Genomic DNA, 22,897 nt, shown 5'->3' on the forward strand with positions numbered 1-22,897 from the left:
TAACTTTTATTTTAACATTTAACCCAAGACGACATTTGTTGGTGAAGCTTTTTACAGAGTTTGCCAGTCGCCCTAAGGAGAATTCATGACAGCTACAAAGAAAAACCTAAATAATTTAACCGATATCATCGACTTAGAACAAGTACAAACCGCTTATATTAACGGCCGTTATCTGGCTGTCGATAATGCATTGACTACTTTTGAAGATATTAATCCAGCGACGGGTGAGGTGCTTGCCACCATTCAGCAAACCACCGATGGGCAGATTAATGAAGCGGTAAAAGCGGCGCAAAAAGGTCAAAAGATTTGGGCGGCGATGACGCCAGTTGAACGTAGCCGTATCTTGTTAAAGGCAGTTGAGATATTACGCGAACGAAATGATGTGCTGGCATTACTTGAAACCAAAGACACGGGTAAAGCGTACTCTGAGACTAAATATGTGGATATTGTCACCGGCGCTGATGTTGTTGAGTATTATGCTGGTCTTGCACCAATGATTGAAGGTCGTCAGATTCCGCTACGTAATAGCAGCTTTGTTTATACCCGTCAGGAGCCGCTCGGTGTGGTCGCTGGTATTGGCGCATGGAACTATCCGATCCAAATTGCCATGTGGAAGGCGGGTCCTGCATTGGCCGCAGGTAACGCAATGATTTTCAAGCCTTCAGAAGTTACGCCGTTAACAGCACTCAAACTGGCGGAAATCTTTACTGAGGCAGGTTTGCCAGATGGTGTTTTTAACGTCGTGCAAGGCGATTATAAAGTAGGCGAGGCGTTAACCCAGCATCCTGATATCGCCAAAGTTTCATTTACCGGCGGTGTGCCAACGGGTAAGAAAGTCATGTCGAGTGCGGCATCATCTTCGCTTAAAGACGTGACCCTAGAGCTTGGTGGTAAGTCGCCATTAATCATATTTGAAGATGCTGATATCGATACCGCTGCTGATATCGCCATGATGGCGAACTTCTATAGCAGTGGTCAGGTTTGTACCAATGGTACTCGTGTGTTTATCCCGAAGGACTTGCAAGCTAAGTTTGAAGAGGCAATTTTGATACGTGTTAAACGTATTAAATTAGGTGATCCGATGGATGAGAATATCAACATGGGCCCATTGGTCAGTTTCCCGCATATGGAAAGCGTACTTGGCTATATCGAGCAAGGTAAAGCCAGTGGTGCACGCCTCTTAACGGGCGGTGAACGTATCACTTCAGGTGATCTTGCTAATGGTGCGTTTGTAGCTCCGACGGTGTTTACCGATTGTAGCGATGATATGACCATTGTGCGCGAGGAAATCTTTGGTCCGGTGATGTCGATATTGACTTATGAGACCGAAGAAGAAGTCATTCGCCGTGCTAATGATACCGAGTATGGTTTGGCAGCCGGAGTCGTAACGACTGATTTGACCCGAGCGCATCGGGTTATAGGTCAGATTGAAGCGGGTATCTGCTGGTTAAATACTTGGGGTGAGTCACCGGCTCAAATGCCAGTTGGCGGATATAAGCATTCGGGCATTGGCCGCGAAAACGGTATTGAAGCTCTTGAGCACTATACTCAGACCAAATCTATTCAAGTAGAGTTGGGTGCGTTTGAATCGGTATTTTAATCATTTGTGTGAAGATTCTTAATCAGTAAGGCGGGTTCATTAGGATTGATTTTTCCTTTTAGTACCGCCTTACTGATATGAAATGATGGATTTTTTAATATTATGGAGCGTTTTATGACATCAACCACAGCTGAGTATGACTACATCATTGTCGGCGCAGGTTCAGCAGGAAACGTGCTGGCCACCCGCTTGACTGAAGATGCCAACATTAAAGTGTTGCTGTTAGAAGCGGGTCGTCCAGATCATCGCTTAGACTTTCGCACTCAGATGCCAGCAGCACTCGCCATACCTTTGCAAGGAACGACTTATAATTGGGGTTATAAAACCGATCCTGAGCCATATATGAATAACCGTGTCATGGACTGCGGACGTGGCAAAGGACTTGGCGGCTCATCTTTAATTAATGGTATGTGCTATATCCGTGGTAATGCCTTAGATTTTGACGATTGGGCGAAGATTAAAGGTTTAGAGGACTGGAGCTATTTAAATTGCTTACCTTACTTTAAGAAGTTAGAAAACTATGATGCTGGTGAGAACGATTATCACGGAGTGGGTGGTCCCGTTGAGATAACTACCTCAAAGCGGGGAGTCAATCCGCTATTTGAAGCCATGATTGAAGCCGGCGTACAAGCTGGCTATCCACACACTGATGATCTAAATGGCTATCAACAAGAAGGTTTTGGGCCAATGGATCGTTTTGTGACCCCCAATGGTCGCCGTTCCTCAACGGCTCGTGGTTATCTTGACCGTGCCAAGCCCCGTAGCAATATCACTATTTTGACTGGTGCACTCACTGATGTGATTTTATTCGATGGCAAGCGTGCTGTCGGGGTCAAAGTTGAACATCAAGGACAAACTAAAAAGTTCTATGCGGCTCGTGAAGTGGTAGTCTCTTCAGGCGCTATTGCGTCACCGCAACTGTTGCAGCGCTCAGGTCTTGGTCCTGGTCAATGGCTCAAAGAGGTGGGTGTGACAGAAATACTGGACTTGCCAGGTGTTGGTAATAATCTACAAGACCATTTAGAGCTGTATATGCAGTATGAGTGTAAGCTGCCGGTCTCGATTGCTCCTGCCAATAAATGGTGGAATAAGCCAGCGATTGGTGCGGAATGGCTATTTATGGGTACAGGACTTGGGGCCTCGAATCAGTTCGAAGGTGGCGGCTTTATCCGTACTCATGAGAAGTTTACCCATCCTAATATTCAGTATCATTTCTTGCCATTAGCGGTGCGTTACGATGGCCGCAGTGCAGTTAAGTCTCATAGCTTCCAAGCGCATGTGGGTTCATTACGCTCACCAAGTCGCGGTCGGGTTAAGCTGACTTCTAAAGATCCAAGCGCTCATCCAAGTATCTTGTTTAACTATATGTCTCATGAGCAAGACTGGCAAGAGTTCCGTGCTGCTATGCGTATCACTCGTGAGATTATGCATCAGCCAGCACTTGATCCATATCGTGGCCGAGCCATCTCGCCAAGCGATGATTTAGTAACCGATGCACAATTGGATGAATACGTCCGTAATAATAGTGAGACCGCTTACCATCCCTCCTGTACTTGTCCAATGGGTGAAGGCAATGATTCGGTAGTCAATGGCGAAGGGCTAGTGCACGGTATTGATGGCTTGCGAGTCGTTGATGCGTCTATTATGCCAAATATCATCAGTGGCAATCTTAATGCGACCACTATTATGCTCGCTGAAAAAATTGTCGATAAGATGCGCGGCGTGCAGTTGCCACGCTCGACAGCTGCTTATTATGTCGCAAATGGCGCACCGCTAAGAGCGGAGCCGATGCGTGATTATAGCTCTGTAGTTTAAACAACTGAATCAGCTATTGGACAATGATTTATATAAGACAATCTGAATAAGAAGGCCTTTCACAGTAAAGGTCTTTTTTGTCAATGCGTATGTTTAAGAAGGCTTATACCTTTATGGTTGAGTTTTTAATCATTTACTCTGCTATTTAACTAGCAAAACTTATATAGCAGTTTTTATTTATTGGTACTGCTTTGTGCATCATACGTTGATGAAATTATGACGGACAAAGCAATATCAGACCCTGTTTAATTTACCTATTGAGGTCTTTTATGTACAGCTCGCCATCAGAAGATGCGACGAAACCCCTGAGTCTAAATAAAACGGTTTTTTTAGGCTCAGCTATTATTTCTATTTTATTAATAATCTGGACGATTGCGTTTCCAGACTATAGTGAGACCTTGCTTAGCTCTGGCATGGCATGGGTATCAGAAAGTTTTGGCTGGTACTACATGTTGGTGGTAGCTGCTTATAGTATTTTTGCGTTGTTTGTGGGCTTTTCTAAATACGGCGATATTAAGCTTGGGCAAGACCATGAAAAAGCCCAGTTTCCCTTTTTGGCATGGGCAGCGATGCTTTTTTCCGCCGGTATCGGCATTGATTTATTATTCTTTGGTGCGTCTGAGCCGTTGATGCATTATCTGACGCCGCATACGGGGCTTGAGCCTGCCAGTGAGGCGGCCATGCGTGAAGCACTGTCGCAGACCTTTTTACATTGGGGTCTACACGGCTGGGGGATTTATGCCCTAATCGGGATGGCATTAGCCTACTTTGCCTATCGCAAAAACAAGCCACTGGCGCTACGTTCACCATTGACACCAATATTTGGTGAGCGCTTAATCAAGGGCTGGCTGGGTGATAGTATTGATACCTTTGGCGTCGTTTGTACGTTGATGGGTATCGCCACCAGTTTAGGTATTGGGGTATTACAGGCCAATGCAGGCTTGACCCATGTCTTTGGTTTTGAATCCAGTAAAATGGTGCAGAGTCTTATTATCTTGGGGGTGGTTGCTGCTGCGGCTATCTCGGCTATGACGGGTGTAGAAAGAGGAGTGCGCCGTCTATCAGAATTCAATATGCTAGCATCAACTTTGCTATTGTTAGCAATATTGGTGATGGGTAATACGATTTATTTGCTAAATACTTTCACTCAAAGTATTGGTCAGTATTTTCAAACTATTGTTTATAAGACCTTTGATGTGTATGCCTATGATGGTACTGCTGGTGCTGATTGGAAATCAGGCTGGACGATATTTTTCTGGGCATGGTGGGTAGCTTGGGCACCTTTTGTAGGCTTGTTTATTGCGCGTATTAGCCGTGGTCGCACTCTACGTGAATTTGTGTTTGGCGTGATGTTTATCCCGCTTGGTTTTATCTTTGCTTGGTTTTCCATCTTTGGTAATTCAGCTATAGATTTAGTAGCTAATGGGGCAACTGAGCTTGGCGAAATCGCTGTTAATGATGCGGCGATGGGCATGTTCGCCTTATTTGAGTACTTTCCATACAGTGATGCTTTGTCATTTGCAGGTGTAATAATTGGTCTTATATTTTTTGTAACTTCAGCTGACTCAGGCGCTTTAGTACTAGCGAACCTAAGCTCAAGAGGCATGACTAATGATACCGATGCGCCTGTTTGGCTGCGTTTATTTTGGGCAGCAGCAACGGGTCTGATCACCTTAGGTTTACTGTTTGCTGGAGGCTTTGCTTCCTTACAGTCTGTCTCCGTGATTGCTGGTTTGCCATTTTCGCTTATCCTTGTGCTCTACATGATGTCGATGTGGAAGTCGCTAAAAGAAGAGGGTAATAAACGCAAAGCTAGCACTGTGGGTACAGCCAATGTTCTGGATAATGGTAAAAGCTGGAAGGCGCGTCTACAACGTATTGTCAGCTTTCCTGGGCATGCGCAAGTGGGAAGGTTTTTGCAAAATATTGTTATGCCAGCAATGAGCGAAGTCGAACAAGAGCTGAAAGCAGGTGGCCTTAATACTTCTTTAGAGAGTCATAATGTTGGTAATATCAGTGAAAATATAGATGCCGGTATGGATAAAGATAATGGTCAGATCGATGGTATAAAGCTGCGCGTCGGTCATGGTGACGAAGATGATTTTATTTATGAGGTCAATCTAATTAAAGCTGAACGCCCGAACTTCACATTAAATACTTCAACCAAGCATGCAGAGTACTACTATCGTGCCGAGGTGTTCTTAAATGATGGTTCGCAAGAGTACGACTTGGTTGGCTATACCAAAGAGCAAGTGCTGGTCGATATTCTGCATCAGTACGAATGCCATCTGCAATATCTACACTTGGAGCGTTAATTGATCAATAAATACGCTATTATAATATTGCGCGATAAACTTTAAGTAGAAACGGCCCTATAAGCTAGATGCAGTTTATAGGGTTGTTTTTATACTTCACTTTCTATAGTTTGATCACGGTGCTGATTTTCGAGCTTTTAATATATTAGATAATCTTAATAGTTACACTGACCTGCCAACATTAAATCTCGCTACAGCCCCCGAAAAATGGACAAAAAAAAGCCTCACTACTCATATAAAGAGAAGTGAGGCTTTCTGCTCTGATCGAGCTATATTTGGAGCGGGATAAGAGATTCGAACTCTCGACCCCAACCTTGGCAATGGTATCGGACTATTTTTATTTAAAGTGCTTTAAGCTATATACCTTGATATTAAAGGATTTTAGAGATTTAAATTTCATTATTATATTTTTAATAATAGCATATAATAAAGTTAGAGTCATATTTTAGACACGGTGTTTTTGTTAATATTGACACCAAACTATTTTTTGTCTACGATGTAAATGTCGCCTCCCTCATCAGTGATTATTTTTTATGAACAGATTTTTTATATATTATCTGAGTATAAAACTACATAATAATTTTTGAGATTCGTTTCAAATGTGAATGAGCATTGCAGAAAAAGGTCTAATTTTTATTTGTATATAACGTAAGTCAGGTTTATGGAGATGTGGGATGACACAAAAAAATACAGCGCGTCATCGTTTTTTGATCCCATCTAAAACAAATATAACAGTTCATCCTAGTGCGTTATCTGCACATAATGTCTGGCGAAAATTTCACCCCAAAAAATCTTTTATTCATATGATTAGTGTCGATAAATATTTTAAGCCAGCTATTAAAATGATTTTCGATAGCGATAAAAACTACTATTTATATTTTGATAACTTCGAGCGCATGTCACAAATTTTTCAGAATGAGTCCAAGCTGAGTCAGCCTTTCATAGTTATCGCAGGTCATGACCAGCAGATAACTAAGATGGCTTGGGCAGAAGTATTAGACTTATGCTTTTATCGCGATATCAATCATGTATTGTTATGGCAACATCTAAAGGAATATTGTGCTCAGTCGATTCTTAAAGAACTAATGGGATGTGATAGCTTACGTATACAAGATTATTGTTATTTTGCCGGTATTGACAGTGATCAATATGACTATCAAAGAGGCGCTATATTAGTGCAACAGAAGAAAACTGGACTACCACCAGCGTCGGAATGGTTAGATGAATAATAGTGAATACTCTGTAGTTGAGACTATTAGTGCTCATGATCTCAAAGCTTTGATAAAGCGAGTTGTACCGGACGACTCACCTTTATCTGACAGCGTGCAATCATTCGTTTTTAAATTAGTGTTATTGTCTCCTTGCTATCTATTTGATATCGATAACATTGAATCGAATTATGAAGCAACGGTGCTCAATCAAGATGAGTGCAACGAGATCATAGCTCAGGTGAAGTCTGCTCATCAGACGGACACATGGGCAATATCCTATATGTTGGCTGAGTTTTCGAACCAGTATCGTGAAAAGTCGTATAGTGACAAGTCATGGGGGTTTCTCAGTAAGTACTTACAACTAATGTTACGGATAGCGATGCGACAGGATAAACACTATAAGAAAATAAATAAGCTTGGTGTTCGCATTAGAATGGGATTGAATAAAAGTGCATTTCAAGAGGACATTTTGGAGACGCTATATGATATTCATTCATTATCTCACAACGTTAACAGTCATTTCAAAGCTATTAGGGAATATGAAGAGAACAAACGTTATGAAGAGCAAGCAGGTAAGGCAAAAACTACGCATCTAACTGCAAAGATAGCTCAGATAAGACTCGCTTATGAAGTTGTTATTAGCAACAAAAGTTTTATTGAGAAAAACTATAAATCGAATAAAAAGTCGGAGAAAATAAGAGATGATCAGACGTTAAATTATATAGATGAGATAACTCGCAAAATTCGTTTTAAGGTCGAGCATAAAAATAATAACGTTGTCGCATCAGAAAATCTAGCAGACGATGATCCTGTGGCTCTTCTAGATAATAACTTTACACCGCACAAGAAAACTGCGAAATCTTCACAACTACAGCAGTTTCAGGTCAAAACTAATTATCTACATAGTAAACGAAATCGATTTTTATTTGCGAGCAATACAAGATTACTTAAGGTAGCTAACTATCAACGTCTGTTTGCTAGATTATGGGTGTTAATAAGACAGGGTGATTTTTCAGAACGTCGGTTATCTACAGTACTGTTATTATCGATGTTAACGGGTAGACAGATAAGTACGATTATTGAAGAGATTAGCAACAGTAATAGTCAGAGGCAGTTTTTGGTAAAAGAAGATAATGGCGATACCAGTATTAAAAATAGTATCAATGTTACGTTGAATCGAAGGGGCAAGATAAAAAGACATAAAAAAAGTTATAGCAACAATTTTAGATTACCTATACCGCCGCCTTTGCAGGCTGTCTTACGATTTAATTTTGTAGTAGACAAAGGTGCAGTTGAAAGCTTATTGAAAACGCTCAAAGATGATCTATCACTACATTCATTGTCAAGTCAGCATATAGAATCAGCACTAGCTTTTATTATTACTCACCAAGCCCGGCAGCCACTGCATGCTGATATTATGACTGGAGTAGAAGTAGAGCATTCATCTGCGCTTTACTATACAAGTATTAAGACTGCTTCTTTGATTAACACTTATCAAGCAGCAATGATACTATTGAGTGCTCAATGCTTTGAAAGTTTAAAAGACATCTATTTTCATAAAGTACAAAACGTTCAACCAATATCGCATCCTCTAGGACCAAAAAGCTTGAGATTTTGGCAAGCTCATCGGTATTCTTTCTTTGTACATATGCCTTCGCTGCTTAGTAATAGTAAGAAAAAATATATTGGTAGTGAGATGTCATTAAAGGATGATAAGTGTAGTAAGTTTTTTAAGTTACTGACTAATAATGTACATAGTTATGATCATTCATTAATACGAGATTTAAAGATTAATAATGACACTTTTATAAAACAGTTTAATGCATACAGTCTTTGGCTTTGGCATATTGTTCAAATACAAACGGGGATTAGACCTGTTAATGACGCACCCGGGCTTTTGAATCAGTTCAGTTTTAGTCACAATCTTTATTGGGTCTCAGATAAGTCGATACGACCAGGTGAAGACCATGGCCGTCTCATTCCAATAAGTGACTTTCTAAAAACAGCGCTAAAAAACTATATTATCTATATACAACAGTTTGCTAGTGTGCACAATTTGATATATACGGAATATGCGCTACCAATCAAAAAAATCATGCAATCGGAAGTACCCTTTTTACAAGTATTCAACTTCAAATCACAAGAGTTTAAGCCTATCATGCCTAGCCGTATCAAAGGAATGTTGGGTAATTTTCTTTATCATCAAGACAATTGGCTACGGCATCAACTGCGCTCAATGCTGACAGATAGGCTAGATGAGGTATACATTTGCGCGTTATTCGGTCATGAACATGCGGATCAAGAGATATTTCATCCCATGTCCTCACTGCCCATAAGTCAATATAAAGCGCAGCTATCACCACAGCTAGATCATGTGGCCGAAAAGCTAGGTCTCATACAAGTAGAGGTTGATCTTCATGACTGACTTATCGTCGCATAAGCGTCGAGCATTTAATCTAAAACGGCAAAAACAAAAACTAGTCGAAAAAGCAGAAATTATTGTCACTGAGTACTTATATAAGAATCGTCTTTCCAATGGACCTGAAATAGAAAAACACTATAAGAAAATTGATGAAAAGCTATCTGAAGAGTTCAAAACGTTTAATCAGTATCGCCGTGCAAGACAAGTGTTCTTACAAGCTGTCAGAGCTTATAACAAAGATAATCATTGCGCGCTAGATGAACCAATTGTTCCTGTCATAGCAGAACGTGATCGACTCACTATTGGCAGTGACTGGTTCGTTAAGGGTTCAAAAGTCTCAAATACTTGGCAAGATATGCAACAAACTTGGCAGAATAAGCGTAAGTTTAATGCGAACGATTATGTCTCATATTTTTTATACAGTAGTATTATGTTCGGTGGTCTAAACGATGTTGATGCACTAAAAGCATTATATCAATGGCTGTTTAGTGAACGAAAACTGTATCTTGCGAATTTAGATAAACAGACTAAACCTTATCAGAAGTTAGATGCTGATAAAATTCTGCTTATAATTTCTTTAGAGATTAGGGATGACAAGTACGGTTGCAGAGATAATAATAATGATGAGGCTTTGACTCGTTATATGTCTTATGTTCCCGACGATCTTAGTCTTATGTTTTTATATGCGTTGGGCAATACTGATATCAACAAGCGCAAAATTAAGCAGTTCGAGACCATTGTCAAAGAGCTCAATAACAAGTTTGGACTTACTTGCCGCGATGCACAAAAAATTCACTTATCACAGCTTATAAAGTACGCTAATTTTCATTGGCGTCAATATGAGGGTAGTGCTATCGATGGGGCTAGCAGTCTGGTCATGCAAGGACAGCTTAAAAGCACGTCACTACCTAATAAACAACTACTCACTTATAACCAAGAAACTATTCAAAAACATTCATCTGCTATTACATGGCAACAGCTGTTTACTCAAAGCGTATCATCCAATGATAGCTTTAAGCCCAGTAAAAGCTATCCTGCTTTTAGCAAAAATATCATTCAGCTTATTCAGGATGGTTTGAAAGGAACTCGACCATCTGCGCAGCGTACTCTTATTGATCTACAAGCAGACTTTGGGCAGCCAAATGCTACACGTTTAATCAGTTGGGTATTGTCTCTACTAGATGGCAACCAAGCCAACCTTAACTCAATTAGTAAATATGTCGGCTGTATCGGACGTGAATGGCTAATGTTAACGATGGATGAGGATCTAGAGGAATGGGGGAGTAACGACTATGAAGAGGTGTATGAGCAAATTATCTTAAGCAAATCTAAAGATGCGCGCAAAACTGATGTCTTAAAAAAAGATGCTATTGATGATCGAGATGATATTGAGCTTGATAATGAAGATATCAAGAGTAGTGAAGGAGGTGACTCAGATGATTCATCATCTGAGACAGGACAAGTATTAGAAAAAGATAATGATTTAAAAAAAGAAGATCAACAAGCAACAAGTTTAGTTGATCTTAAAAATACTCAGTCGTATACTTATGGACGGCTGCGCGCTTTTCATCGATATCAAATGCAGTATTTTGGCGCGCCGGAAGTCAGTTTTGCATGGGGACAAAATAAGCAGATCGTTAAAGCAAGCATGGTATCTCCTAGGACATATCAAGCCATGCATGATGTGCTAAAAGTCTCTGAATTAAATAAAAGTCAAAAGCTGTTATGTCAGACGATATTAATTTTAGCGTACCGTACAGGGATGCGTATCAACGAGCTTGCAGGGATAAAAGTTAAAAACTGCGAGCATAGCTCAGATTTTAGTATTTTGCTGACACCAAATCCTTATTTACGGCTGAAAAGTAGCAGTGCTAGAAGAAGAGTATTGCTTAAAGTACTGTTAAAGAAAGATGAGCTAGTAACGGTCATACAGTTTATTGAGCAGCAAAAAAGAAGAGGTGCGAAGTACTTATTTTCACAAGGGGATGGTAAGCAGCCACTGCCGACGTACTTTTTTAGCAACTTGACGCGCATACTATGGGATAGCGTGCTTGGACAGGATAATCATAATTATACGTTTCACAGCTTTAGGCATACAGCAATTAGTCAGTTAGCGCTTGCTATCAATGGCTCAGCATTAGCTGAGGTGATGACGGATTATACCTTGGCAGATTGTCAGAACATTGCTGACAGTCTGGCAGGCTATCATCAAACTCAGGGTGCTTGGTTTGGGTTAGCAAGTTTTGTCGGTCATCTGACGTGTGATACGACGTTTGAGCATTATATCCATACTGCACATCTGTTAGCGGGAGAGCAATTAAGTCAAGCAAACATTGAAATACCTTTTACGGTACTACAGAATATTACTGGTATAGATTATCAAAAGGTCAATTATCACGATAAAACTGCCTATGACAAATCTACTAAAGCGGTGGCGTTGAGCAAATTAAGACCTTACTTTGCAAAAAAGCTAAAGGCGCATCATGCTCCTTTATTTACAGCGCTTGAAAGAAATAATCAGTTTATACAACAAGATAATAGCGGAGATAAGGCGCAGGCTCGTTCTATTTTTATTGATGCAAGATATGATGCAGTGATTAGCTTTATAAGAGAGTTAGATAATCTCAAGCTAGAACTACGTGAAAAGGAATTGGAACATATCGCGGTAAAGCATGGCATTCATTTGCTCGCGGCAGAGACGTTTTATCAAAACGCGAATAGTTTAAACAATAACGATAAGCTTATTACGCAAGTTAAAGGTCAAACTACTCAAGCAATTATTACAATGGCATTGGATAAAGCGTATCAGATGTCTGTGCAGGAGCCAGATAGTTTGCGAGAGTTTGTCAGTATCTATAAGCAAAAGCATATTACTTCAAGATCTTATTTAAAGTTCGGTATCAAAAAGTCACAGCATGAGATGCTGGCGCATTTTATAAAAATAGGCTGTCAAATTGTCGATCCACACCATTGGCAATTGACATCTAGCAGTGTGAAAGAAGTCAGAGACTTCAAAAAAAGGCACAAATTGGATAGTGCTATTAGGGTTGAGGGCAAACAAAGTTGTGCAGCCTTTGAAGTTAGAATTGTCAGAAAAATAAAAAACTCCACTAATGATACTGCCTATGAATCATCGGGTGTATTGAAGTTTCTAGGAGAGATTTTGGCGGTATTAATTGAATAAATTAAGCTGACAGGATCTATGAACATAACGATCCCAAAACTAACTCGTGCCCCATTGCATAATAAGTGCACGCTGCTTGAACGTAGTGGACGTCCAACTTAACTTATCGAAATCGTACACAGGACAAGTGACATTGCGGAAATCTTCATAGGAGTGATCAACAAAATCCATCTCTTGGCGCAGTATATGATAGCCTACCTGCGCATCTAAGGTGTTGTGAGACGTAGCCAGCAAGAAGTTTTGATTACTGCAAGATTTCATTTGTAAAGCCAGCTCAGCAATGACTTCGTGTACTGTATGCATATCTATGATATTAGAGAGTAGGTGAAAAGTCTCTTTATTTGTGCTAGGTGAGGGTAGTGAGGCTTGACCGAGTGTGCAGATCTGACAATGTATAGATACGGCTATACCATGTACCTTTGCTAACTTCTTAATTAACAGGACTGCAATACCCACGCTAATTTTAGAGGGTTCTATCAGATGCACCTCAAGTGCAGTTGTTGAGGCGACACGGTTTTGTGCCAAGTAATCCATAAATGCAAGTGTGGCTATACCTTGGCCGCTGCCATAGTCGATGAGTCGGATAGAATGCTGAATCTCGCTGGTGACATCAATCGTGTTATGCAATAAGTGCTGCATGCTTTGGTAGTGCTGCCAGCCGTAAGCAATCATATAGCATATTGCATCGTACGTAGAGTCAATAATATGAGCTGGGTCAAAAAGATGGGAAGCAAAGGTGCTGTGATTTGAGCTTTGATCAAAGCAGTTTACCAAGTGTTGATAATAATCAAAAAAGCTATTATTTATAGCGTGACTGGCACTGTCGATCTGACGTTGAAACGGCATAAGCATGACCCTGATAACGATTGGTGATGAGCCTATTATCAGCGCTTTTGCTTGCTTTCTCATAAAATGACAAGCTTGCAAGTCCTATATGAATTACAAAGACGCCGTCTATTAGGAATAGACGGCGTCTTTATTGTGGTTATAAGAGTATAAAAATTACTGGCTTTGAGAAAATACGATTTAAACGGTTGTCTATTCAGACTAATACTATCAGTCTTCAAAAAATCCTATTTTAAGGGTGTTTACTTGCGAAGCTAAAATTGGCATGCAATTTTTAAACGCCTAGAAAGTTCTATTTAAAGAACTTTCTCTTGCGAGACTAAAAAAGCAGTACTTTTTCTTAACGTCTCTCACCACTAGAAACCGTGGGTGAGGAGGGATAAAGCAAAGCACTACTTTGCCCCATTGCTGTAGAAAATCTGTGATTTTTTATTCAGACTAAACTAAGTCTTACAGAATTTGCGAAAATGCAAATTCTCTTGCACTCGGACGAAACAGTGTTCCGTTGTTTCCTCGTTCACCCACTAGGAATCGGGGAAGGTTTCAGACACCCCAAATCAATTGTAGACCATTTACAAACTACTGTCTTAATCCCCTAAGAATCGGGGAAGGTTTCAGACAAATGTGCTGATTCTCGTTCAATTTATGTTGAAGAGTCTTAATCCCCTAAGAATCGGGGAAGGTTTCAGACCTTACCGGATATATACCACGACATCATCGCGGTCAGTCTTAATCCCCTAAGAATCGGGGAAGGTTTCAGACTGTACACTGGGTTTTATTATCAATAGAATCAATAACCTACCATCGATATTTTAGCCGACAAAAATTGGCTTAAAAGTTGACGTTTTTTTAACCAATTTTCAAGTGAAAGTTGATCAAAAAATAACCAGTATTATGTCTGAAATGTTAAATAGCGCACCTTATCTTCGTCAGATAATGTCTGAAACTTCCCTAATTTACGGGGGTTACTGAGTGTAAATTAGCAACTCTATTATAGTAAAACAATGGTTGCGGTTTTGCAACGCTGGCTAATCAATATCTGTATCGAAGTCTTTTAGTTTTTCGACTAATAAAGTCAAACGGGCTACCCACTTTTTCTTTGGATCTTTTTTTACGCTAGGTTGCTTTATGATAAGCTCATAAGCTTCTTTTACTAATAGCTTTTGCTCTTCTGACCAAGTCATAATTTTTTGATAAAACTCAAAGACTTCAGGTGTTTGGTGGTCTCTAAAGTCATCAAGGAATATCTGTTCAGCAGACTTACCTTGGTTTCTTTTTTGCTCTTCGATACGAGCCTTTTCCTCTTCTATAAGAGCATCCTGTTCATTTTGTAACTTACTATTTTCAGCTTTATCTAGTAACATTCGACCGTAGCCTGTAGCTGTTTTGGCACCAATGCCTAAATGCTCTAATGCAATAGTAATAATGTTTGCGAGCTGTTTGGTTTCTTCCTCTGTGACATGAGCACCTAGTCGCGGCATGACTCCAAACTGCATAGAAGCATTTTCTACTGCCAAAAAGCTAACTGGAATAGGAGCATGCCAGTCTCCAGGTTGAGCTTCAGGCGATAGAGGCTGTGTATCTCCTTTTTCATACCACTTACCGTAATGAGGTGTCATAATGGATTGTACTAGCATTACAGGCTTGGTGGGGATAGCATCCAAAAATATAAAGCTACCCGTTGCTTGCGTGCTCAACTCTTCTTTTGTCTTTTCATCAATGTCATAGCCAAAATTGTGATTGAATAATTTTGCTGAATAGTGCTTTGACTGCAATAAGTTTACTGAACCAAACCAGCGTTTAATCAGTTTCGGATCAGCACCCCATTTTTCCATTAAGGCTTTTGCCATACCCTTTACAGTACTGCCTTGGAAGTAGGGGACGCCAAGAGTGGGATGCCATAGCATTCCGTTATCCAAAGGATGGCTATTTCCTAGTCCTACAGCTATTTGCCAAGTATTATTATAGCTAGTAGCGATACCCTGCTGTGCATGACAGAGTAAGCGTTGACGCATTGCATAGTTTTTCAATAAACTGCTATTACCGCATTGGCGTTGACCTGACTGACCCCAAAACTCCGTAAAAAAGCTTTCCTTCTCTCTAATCTTGGCTGTTTTTTTTGCGTCAGGATCAGCGATCAGACCTCCTTGACTATCGAAGATATGATAAGTATAAAATCGTTCATACCATACGCCTAAGTGCCCGTCTGTGCTGTCATCTTTAAAGACAGACTCTGCTTTTTTGGTAGTGTTCTCTTGATTATATATGGGTAGCATAATAATTAATCCCCTTTATCATCATTAGCAGTCAAAAGTGCGCGTGCGAATTTTTTTAACCATAACAAATAAGCTTGTGCTTCTTGTTGAGCGATTTGATAAGTCTGCAAGTCCGAGTGAGTAATGGCCTTTAATGGGGTTAATGAATTTAAATCCTCTAATGACTGAAAAACACCACTATGGTTTTTTAACCAGTCAAATACCGCATCGACTAATGCTGCTCGAGCAGGGAAGTTTTTGATATCACTAAGATAAAAAGCAAAGGCATGCCCTAAGCCATTCATATGAATCATAGCCGGTAGCCCTGATACGGCTGACTTAATATCTTTATCTGTTAGAATGATAGGCTTCTTTTGATTCTGAAATAGTTCTATTTTTTCTAAAGCGTGTTTGGCTCTAAGCTGATCGCGAGACTGAATCATAGGGTATGCTCCTTAAGCTGTCTGAGATGAATCGGTAAAATGAATGGCAAACCAGCCCATCCCCACAGTTTCGTTACCGCCGACTTGTAGATAGCGATTATGAGCAGGTATTATTTTATCCGTTAAAACGTGCGCAACATCAGTGGCAGTTAGCTTTATATTTTTTCGTCTTGAAGAGGTACACATGATTAAGCTATACATAACCGTTTCAGGCGGTAGAGTTTCCTCATACCATAGCGCTCCTTTGACTACCGTTTTATTCTCATCTAAAGCAATGTGAGCATTGACTGGTGTACTGTTCTGCGCCAAGTAAGTAAACATATCATCGCTTACTATAGCTAGCTGATCATGTAACTGTGATAGCTCAATTCCGATAACCTGATGGATGACTGTAGAGATTTGCTCTAATTCTGAGGCGTTAACGACAGTTAATGCAAACTCTTCTAAGAATAAAGTTTTTTGTTTACTGTCATTCACAGCCACTTGATCCAGTGTGATATCAGGTAATAATAAGGTGTCTGTACTTAAACTGGCACGATCACAATCTTTTAAGAAGCGTCTTATTAAAGCTGGGCAAGTTACCCATTTAAAATAGCCGTTTAGTGATCTGACTGGCAATAATAAAAGTCGAGCATCGCTTATCATACAAGCGCCTGCATAGGCATTACTATCTGCCCCTTGAGTGTCAGGACCAAAAACAGCTGATAAAACTTCTTTATCTTCATCATCTATTAGGGTTTGATAAGCTTGATAACGCAGAGCGCCTTTAAGGCTAGAGCCAAATACGACAGGATGCTGGGTATGCCCTTCGCGTTGTATGGGTAGATCTATAACACTTAATGCTTGCCCTGCGCCGGCATGAATGGATGTCTGTGCGGTCATAGCCATAATCATACTTTGATTGTTCATTTTATATCCTTGAATAACTATTGTTAATAGAATGTTTGTTGCTGTGTGCTGAAGTTTTAGATATTACTTATCATGAGAGATCAGTTGACCTACTAACATGATACCTTCGCCCCATTCATCATTTTCATTCAGACTTTGACCGTGAAGCCTTGAGATTAAAGTCCGGTCATCTATTGAGTCATCTACTTCTATAAAAAAAGCACTCCCTGCTGGTAAGTAGCTCTGAATAGGACGCGGAATATGATGCATTTGATCCCAGCCGCCTTCACGATGCGCCTTACCTATACAGGCAGACATTATTGTTAGATCGATACCATTGATAGATCCTGACCAGCCAGTCTCTGACAAGGTAAAGCGCTTAGGTAGCCAGCTATCAGTCTGCATCATAAGTTTAGTTAGTAGATAAATCATAAAGACTTTCTTATTGTTATCTCGCTTTACTGTAAGAGTGTTAGGTGGCGTAGGTAAAAACTTGGAGACACTTTGTTCAAAAGACATACTTGCCATACGTGCTTCACCACCGAGGCGAACAAGGTGTTGAGTATTAAAAAAGCTATCATCCACCACCGTTGATATGACTTGCTTATCCATAGTGACTGGCATTACAAAGCTAGTATTTGGATCTAATCTGATATGAGTGGTCTGGTATAGCTGTCCATCAACGACACTTCGATTATTAGGATCAACCTGTATACCTAGTCGATATTCTTCAGATATAAAGTCATCTTGCTCTTGAGCTGCTGCTGTAACCTGACTAATTTTATCTAACTTGCCTTGTAAGACTAGCTCCCAAGCTTCTTTAGACAACCAAACATCTTCAAGAGGCTTTGCTCCTTTTAAGTCGCTGTTACCGTTTACATTTAATGGTAGCTCTACTAACCTTGTCATTCCCAGGTCTGTCTGATATGACTTATCCGTTAGCTGTAAAGAAAAATAAATAGTCCTGCTTTCTTGTGTGTCATGATTCTTACGACAAACACTTATGGGTGCAGGGAGATAATATCGTTCTATATTTTCTATATGGGTTTTGACAAAGACGCCGCGAGGTTTTAGACAGCCTAATGTTGTAGCATCTCCAATAACTGATTTAAGTTCTGTTAGGGTAGATAGGTTATCCCATGATTTATTGGTATTTTTTTGAAAGTATTGATTGCCAATATGACTGCGCAAGCACCCCATAAGAGAGCGGGTAGGCGGTGGAAAAACAGAGCTAAGTGCATTGGCTCCGACACTACCATGAGGGCGTGACTCTCGAAAAAACCAGCTATCCACTTGTTCAAATATTATCAAGGTTTGGTTACTGTCATTCATGATCTATCTCCTTTTGCCAAACCTTTTTGGCCTAATATACGAAGTAAAATACCAGCATCTCCTGATAGTTGCTGACCTGATGTGAGATCTAGCTCTGCTCTACCGTCATCAATAATGCTACGATAATCACGGCTTTGTTCAATCAAGATTTCAAAGATACCAATGAGGCGCTGCTTGTCTTGTTCTTCTATTTTGCTAAACTGACCAGCTTGCAAGTATTCAGCTAAAAGCAGCTTACTTGCTTGAGTATCTGTCAGACTTTTTGTTTGCATCATATCTTGTAACATGACCATCAACTGGCGAGTCTTATAGAAAAACCCTGTCGAAAAGATAGATAAGTTGTCATCGCTATATTTTTGTTGAGCGATAGCAAGTGCCAATGCATGAATAACGGGTAACTCATCAAAGCTTTTTACGCTATTAGGTAAGCTTATATTGTAGCTTTGCTTTATCTCATTAACTACCGAAGGCTGTAATACCTTATCCCATGGTAATCTCCACTGCACCGCCACTCCTGATGGCTTCCATACCCGAACAGCTAAAGCATTACGACCAGTAGTGTCTTTAGCAATATTATCCAGTAGGTTATGACTATCCATTAACACATGCGTTAAACCTGAGCCAATATGACAATAGTTGATTGCACCTGATAAGGTGGAGCTGACTTTCACATCAGCAGTAGAAGCTGCTGCAAAGCACGCTTTATAATTATTTTGTAGAGCAACTGCTGCTGTCATAGCGTTGTCTAGGCTGAATAATGCTAATACATCATCCCCACCTGCATATATCAAAAAACCATCATGATCTTTTACGATATTTTGAGCGGCATTGGTAAAATTATTAAGAGCATGGCTAATAATAGGTTGTCGTTCTTGATGTCCCATCTGTTTGCCAAGACTGTCACCATCCATTAATAAGATTGCATAATAAGGGGAGGGTTCTGAGTCTGTTTTTCTATTGAGATCTCTCAATGCTTTGATAGCTTTTGCTCTATCATCTGACTCGGTATGCTCAAAAAACTTTTGATTGAGTATATGGTTTTCAAAGTAAATGCTACCATCAAGACTGGCGTAGTGTTTGTCTTGACGAGTTAGTAAACTGGCAATACTTTTTATATGGTTGGCCGCTTCACTGTGAGTGCCTATTAGCTGATAAGCAGATTCATAAAACGTAGCATAATGCTTAGCAAGCTGCTTATCGCCCTCTGATATATGCTTTAGCACGTTGTGTAACCAAGGTGTAGCTGCTAGATAATCGACAGAAGGGACGTTAGTAGGAACATGCCAGCCATGCACCCGTAGCTCATAATTATTAACATCTATAAGTGTGTTAACCAGATGAAATATGCGTACAAAACGCCGTTTGACATAAGCAATGGAGCATAGCTGTTCTTTTGGGCTTAAATCTAAACCTGTCTTGTTTAGCTGTGCCAAGGTTTGCCAGTATTTACGACGATTTTCACCGCTATTTTTTGTAGCGTTGCCGCTAAGCTCTTGATAGCCTGTCATCATCATACATTTATAGCCGAACTCTATTGAAGGAACATGAGTACGTAGGTTTTTTCTCTTATCAAGTGCACTGGTGTCATTGTTATCAGTAATGACCCAACTCATATCCCAAAACTTCTGAGTTTGTAATTCCCAAATTAATCGAGTTTTTTGATTACCATCTTGTTGTAAGCCTTTTTTGTCTAACTGCCAGACTTGTTCGCAAACAGCTTCCCATGCTTTCGTTATTGCATCAGTTACCGCTTTACCACTGAAATCTTTGCAATGGCTAATATCAGCCATAAAGCGATTAGGAATACCGCCTTGTTGAGGTAGGTTTTTTGTTGCTTCTCCGTTGATCGCTGCTAAAAAATTCTTATCTGGTATAGGAAATATTATTGCACCCCCTTGTACTTTGACCGCTTCTATAGCCACTCCTGCCAACCAAGAAAGCAAAAAAGATCCTGCCCAAAAGTCACGTGTTCGACGTGCTTGTGCCACGAAGCTTTGAACTGGGCCTAATGTAAAATGAAAGTACTTTTGATGGTTATCAGTCATTAAATGCTCTCCTTGTTATTAAATGTTTGGCGATTCATAAAATCTGTAATGACTGCCCAATCGATGTCAGGGTTAACAAAAGCTCTTTCTGATTTATTATCTTTACGCGCTGCTATTTTTATCTTAGCACCACTTGGTAAGAACTCACTTTTCAATAGACATTGAATAAGCTGATATTGGTCTTTGTTCTTATGGATATGCTGTATCAAAGGAGAGGCTCTTCTACCAGTAGATGAGTCAATATTAGCGCTATGACCTCGAGTGGTAGTGCCAGAATAAAAGTAATTATGAGGCAATCCAAATACCACTCTTTTAGGATGCTGAATAGTATTAGGTGTTGCAGTAAAAAGGTTTAGAGTAAAGTCATGATCTTTGGTAAAGTTTTTCTCTGCAACTTCACCATTAACTTTGCCACCGCGACCAAAACTTCTATAGAGTTGAGCTTCTTCACCGACTGTATTAAGCAAATCCAAACTATCTTTGTTAGTGATGGATACGATATCTATACGAGTATTTTTATAAAAAGCTGATAGTGGCGGTAGTTCGGAGTTTTTGTGGCATTGGTATTTGTCTAGCAGCTCTGTCAGTGCCAACTTTGCTTCGTTTTCAAAGCTAATAAGATCTGATTGATTAGTGATAGTATCGATTTGACTTAGCTCTATTAAAGTGACTGATCCTAAACCATGGCGAGAACGTGATCCAAAACCACCTAAAAGCCCTATAATTCTCAAGGTGTCGATAACCTGTAAATAGGCTTTGCTATCGATAGTGAAGTCAATTGTGAAGCTACGCCCTGCTGTTAGAGCATCACGAGTGACACCTGTTTTAAAGCTATAAAGTCCTTGGCCGAGTAGATAGTTTAATCCCGATTGATTACCATTGTAGTTCCATATATTAGATTGAGATGCTTCTTCGAGCTTTAAGGTGTTAATTAAGCAATAACCTTGACCACCTCTACTTTTATTGTCATCAGCAGTGGATCCAAATAGTTTTGCTTCTTCATTATGTAGCTTTTTAAAAGCGCTTTCTTTATTGTCACAGCTCAAGCGGATACGAGACCAATTTAGTGCACGCCACCAAAATCGCATGACACCTTTGATAGTTGTTGGCGTTAGTTCAGCTTGCTTTTGATTTGATCCTGCTGCAAAAATTGGAGTGTTTATATGAAATGTAGCGCTAACTATCTTAGGCTGGTTATAAAAATTGGGTAGATCCATGCTATCTATTCCTCTATTTTTGAGAGCTTCTTTATTAATTCATAAGTAAGGCGGTAAATACACTATATATCAATAATAACTACAATTTATTTTAATAAAACTATTACGAGCCAAATAATTTAACTCAAACTATGCCGCGCGCAATCTTGCGCGCTCAACACCACGCTCATACCAGTCGCGACCTTTTGTGCCGCAGTAATCTCGAATGTAAAGCTTATATTCGCGCGTTGCCTGATTTATTTGACGAATCTCAGTCAATTTATGCTCTTTTTCTTCTGCAAGCATGATCAGTTGAGCTTTGGCTTCATTGAACTGATCTCGCATCTGCTGAAGCTCTTGTCTGATCTGTTGCTTTTGGGCACCTGTTGCCGCGTCACGCTGCTTTTTAAGCTTACCAATACAGCGGCCAAATGCATTTTTTTTGTCGCTGAACATTGCCACGATATTTTTGTGATGCTTAAGCTCTTCATATAGCGCATTAGCGGTGAGATGAGAGGCATAATGCAGCTCAATATGAGTATAGAAGTCTTGATTCTTCTCATAGTTGGCGCGGCGCTCTGCAATTTGCCGCTGGCGCTGAGCGGTTTCTTTAGACAATCTACGGCTAGACGCGTGATAAGACGCGCAGGCACTTTGCTCCTCGCTGCTTAACCAAGCGACAACTCCAACTGCGGCAACTGCTCCAATAACCCAATACATATAACGCTCCTTGAATAGCGAAGATAAAATATCAAACGATAAATCACGAGGTCTGTAAAGTCAGCTTACGTCAGTGAAGGTACGCGGCTGTCCATCATCCCGCATCCCATCAACCAGCATAGCAAACGCATTAATAGGTGCTTTTGAGTTTTCGATATGGCTATTCATTAAGCCAGACTGTTGCTGCGAGAGTATACTTACCGTGCTTAATATGTCGTTTCTTACCTCAGCGGTTAAACCTTTTTCGGAAAAAGCATTTAAGAGCTGTGTAATTTGCTGTTGGCACTCAGCGATCATTTGCACGTTATCAGCGCTTGATTGCATGTGATTGGCTAAAGTAATTTTATGCGCTTGAGCCAATGTATTGATTTTGGTCATTTGCATATTATGATCATGATCGAGCTGCTGTAAGACTATATTAGCTTCAGTGTGCATGCGTTGACATTGGAGCTCATTTTGCTGCGTGGCCAGACGGTACTCCAAAATAGACTGGCATAAGCTTAAGCCTTCTTTTAAGGCGGCAGCAGCAAACGTAGGTGCGATGACGGCGGGAAGTGCCATAGTTATTCTCCTAAATGATATGAAGTAATCGATAAGGTTATAATACGGCACTATCGCCAATGAA

At 40.2% G+C, this 22,897-nt stretch carries 15 protein-coding genes; 6 read left to right on the plus strand and 9 right to left on the minus strand.

Features of this window, described 5'->3' with window-relative positions; genetic code table 11:
* The first annotated feature begins 85 nt into the window (after nucleotides 1-85).
* The 6 genes from betB (at nucleotide 86) to JMX18_RS02155 (ending at nucleotide 12,547) form a co-directional block, all read left to right on the plus strand.
* The gene (gene betB, locus JMX18_RS02130) at nucleotides 86-1,600 is read left to right on the plus strand and encodes a betaine-aldehyde dehydrogenase (protein WP_227674531.1); all 1,515 of its coding nucleotides are present in this window, start codon (nucleotides 86-88) and stop codon (nucleotides 1,598-1,600) included.
* A 114-nt stretch (nucleotides 1,601-1,714) separates the two neighbouring features.
* On the plus strand, nucleotides 1,715-3,415 hold the full coding sequence (gene betA / locus JMX18_RS02135; RefSeq protein WP_201583262.1) for a choline dehydrogenase: 1,701 nt from the start codon (nucleotides 1,715-1,717) through the stop codon (nucleotides 3,413-3,415).
* Nucleotides 3,416-3,684: 269 nt separating this feature from the next.
* Nucleotides 3,685-5,730 (plus strand): choline BCCT transporter BetT, encoded by a 2,046-nt coding sequence (gene betT, locus JMX18_RS02140; RefSeq protein WP_201583264.1) that lies wholly within the window; start codon nucleotides 3,685-3,687, stop codon nucleotides 5,728-5,730.
* A gap of 674 nt (nucleotides 5,731-6,404) precedes the next feature.
* Complete coding sequence (locus JMX18_RS02145) at nucleotides 6,405-6,959, plus strand: hypothetical protein (protein WP_201583266.1); 555 nt, start codon at nucleotides 6,405-6,407, stop codon at nucleotides 6,957-6,959.
* Nucleotides 6,952-9,366 (plus strand): hypothetical protein, encoded by a 2,415-nt coding sequence (locus tag JMX18_RS02150; RefSeq protein ID WP_201583269.1) that lies wholly within the window; start codon nucleotides 6,952-6,954, stop codon nucleotides 9,364-9,366. Before JMX18_RS02145 ends, JMX18_RS02150 begins: the two co-directional genes overlap by 8 nt.
* Nucleotides 9,359-12,547 (plus strand): tyrosine-type recombinase/integrase, encoded by a 3,189-nt coding sequence (locus JMX18_RS02155; protein WP_201583272.1) that lies wholly within the window; start codon nucleotides 9,359-9,361, stop codon nucleotides 12,545-12,547. The genes JMX18_RS02150 and JMX18_RS02155 overlap by 8 nt, the downstream gene beginning before the upstream one ends.
* A 39-nt stretch (nucleotides 12,548-12,586) precedes the next feature.
* Here the strand turns inward: JMX18_RS02155 and JMX18_RS02160 are convergent, their stop codons facing one another.
* The 9 genes from JMX18_RS02160 to JMX18_RS02200 form a co-directional block, all read right to left on the minus strand.
* Entirely contained in the window at nucleotides 12,587-13,393 is an 807-nt protein-coding gene (locus JMX18_RS02160) for a hypothetical protein (protein ID WP_201583274.1), read from the minus strand.
* 1,028 nt (nucleotides 13,394-14,421) lie between these two features.
* Nucleotides 14,422-15,669 (minus strand): type III-B CRISPR module RAMP protein Cmr6, encoded by a 1,248-nt coding sequence (cmr6, locus tag JMX18_RS02165; protein ID WP_201583276.1) that lies wholly within the window; start codon nucleotides 15,667-15,669, stop codon nucleotides 14,422-14,424.
* A gap of 5 nt (nucleotides 15,670-15,674) precedes the next feature.
* The gene (cmr5, locus tag JMX18_RS02170; RefSeq protein ID WP_201583278.1) at nucleotides 15,675-16,091 is read right to left on the minus strand and encodes a type III-B CRISPR module-associated protein Cmr5; all 417 of its coding nucleotides are present in this window, start codon (nucleotides 16,089-16,091) and stop codon (nucleotides 15,675-15,677) included.
* 12 nt (nucleotides 16,092-16,103) lie between these two features.
* On the minus strand, nucleotides 16,104-17,000 hold the full coding sequence (cmr4, locus tag JMX18_RS02175) for a type III-B CRISPR module RAMP protein Cmr4 (protein WP_201583280.1): 897 nt from the start codon (nucleotides 16,998-17,000) through the stop codon (nucleotides 16,104-16,106).
* A 63-nt stretch (nucleotides 17,001-17,063) separates the two neighbouring features.
* Nucleotides 17,064-18,311: a type III-B CRISPR module-associated Cmr3 family protein gene (locus JMX18_RS02180; RefSeq protein WP_201583282.1), complete on the minus strand. Its 1,248-nt coding sequence runs from the start codon at nucleotides 18,309-18,311 to the stop codon at nucleotides 17,064-17,066.
* Entirely contained in the window at nucleotides 18,308-20,356 is a 2,049-nt protein-coding gene (locus JMX18_RS02185; protein WP_201583284.1) for a Cas10/Cmr2 second palm domain-containing protein, read from the minus strand. The genes JMX18_RS02180 and JMX18_RS02185 overlap by 4 nt, the downstream gene beginning before the upstream one ends.
* Nucleotides 20,356-21,573, minus strand: a complete 1,218-nt coding sequence (gene cmr1, locus JMX18_RS02190) for a type III-B CRISPR module RAMP protein Cmr1 (protein ID WP_201583285.1) — start codon at nucleotides 21,571-21,573, stop codon at nucleotides 20,356-20,358. Before cmr1 ends, JMX18_RS02185 begins: the two co-directional genes overlap by 1 nt.
* 129 nt (nucleotides 21,574-21,702) lie before the next feature.
* On the minus strand, nucleotides 21,703-22,272 hold the full coding sequence (locus tag JMX18_RS02195; RefSeq protein ID WP_201583286.1) for a hypothetical protein: 570 nt from the start codon (nucleotides 22,270-22,272) through the stop codon (nucleotides 21,703-21,705).
* 60 nt (nucleotides 22,273-22,332) lie between these two features.
* Complete coding sequence (locus JMX18_RS02200; RefSeq protein ID WP_201583288.1) at nucleotides 22,333-22,833, minus strand: hypothetical protein; 501 nt, start codon at nucleotides 22,831-22,833, stop codon at nucleotides 22,333-22,335.
* Nucleotides 22,834-22,897: the final 64 nt, after the last annotated feature.

It is taken from the genome of Psychrobacter jeotgali, from assembly GCF_904846315.1.
GTDB lineage: Bacteria > Pseudomonadota > Gammaproteobacteria > Pseudomonadales > Moraxellaceae > Psychrobacter > Psychrobacter jeotgali.

Coding starts and splice junctions, on each gene's coding strand:
- betB (WP_227674531.1), top strand. CDS start 86: ATGACAGCTACAAAGAAAAACCTAAATAATTTAACCGATATCATCGAC.
- betA (WP_201583262.1), top strand. CDS start 1,715: ATGACATCAACCACAGCTGAGTATGACTACATCATTGTCGGCGCAGGT.
- betT (WP_201583264.1), top strand. CDS start 3,685: ATGTACAGCTCGCCATCAGAAGATGCGACGAAACCCCTGAGTCTAAAT.
- JMX18_RS02145 (WP_201583266.1), top strand. CDS start 6,405: ATGACACAAAAAAATACAGCGCGTCATCGTTTTTTGATCCCATCTAAA.
- JMX18_RS02150 (WP_201583269.1), top strand. CDS start 6,952: ATGAATAATAGTGAATACTCTGTAGTTGAGACTATTAGTGCTCATGAT.
- JMX18_RS02155 (WP_201583272.1), top strand. CDS start 9,359: ATGACTGACTTATCGTCGCATAAGCGTCGAGCATTTAATCTAAAACGG.
- JMX18_RS02160 (WP_201583274.1), bottom strand. CDS start 13,393: ATGCCGTTTCAACGTCAGATCGACAGTGCCAGTCACGCTATAAATAAT.
- cmr6 (WP_201583276.1), bottom strand. CDS start 15,669: ATGCTACCCATATATAATCAAGAGAACACTACCAAAAAAGCAGAGTCT.
- cmr5 (WP_201583278.1), bottom strand. CDS start 16,091: ATGATTCAGTCTCGCGATCAGCTTAGAGCCAAACACGCTTTAGAAAAA.
- cmr4 (WP_201583280.1), bottom strand. CDS start 17,000: ATGAACAATCAAAGTATGATTATGGCTATGACCGCACAGACATCCATT.
- JMX18_RS02180 (WP_201583282.1), bottom strand. CDS start 18,311: ATGAATGACAGTAACCAAACCTTGATAATATTTGAACAAGTGGATAGC.
- JMX18_RS02185 (WP_201583284.1), bottom strand. CDS start 20,356: ATGACTGATAACCATCAAAAGTACTTTCATTTTACATTAGGCCCAGTT.
- cmr1 (WP_201583285.1), bottom strand. CDS start 21,573: ATGGATCTACCCAATTTTTATAACCAGCCTAAGATAGTTAGCGCTACA.
- JMX18_RS02195 (WP_201583286.1), bottom strand. CDS start 22,272: ATGTATTGGGTTATTGGAGCAGTTGCCGCAGTTGGAGTTGTCGCTTGG.
- JMX18_RS02200 (WP_201583288.1), bottom strand. CDS start 22,833: ATGGCACTTCCCGCCGTCATCGCACCTACGTTTGCTGCTGCCGCCTTA.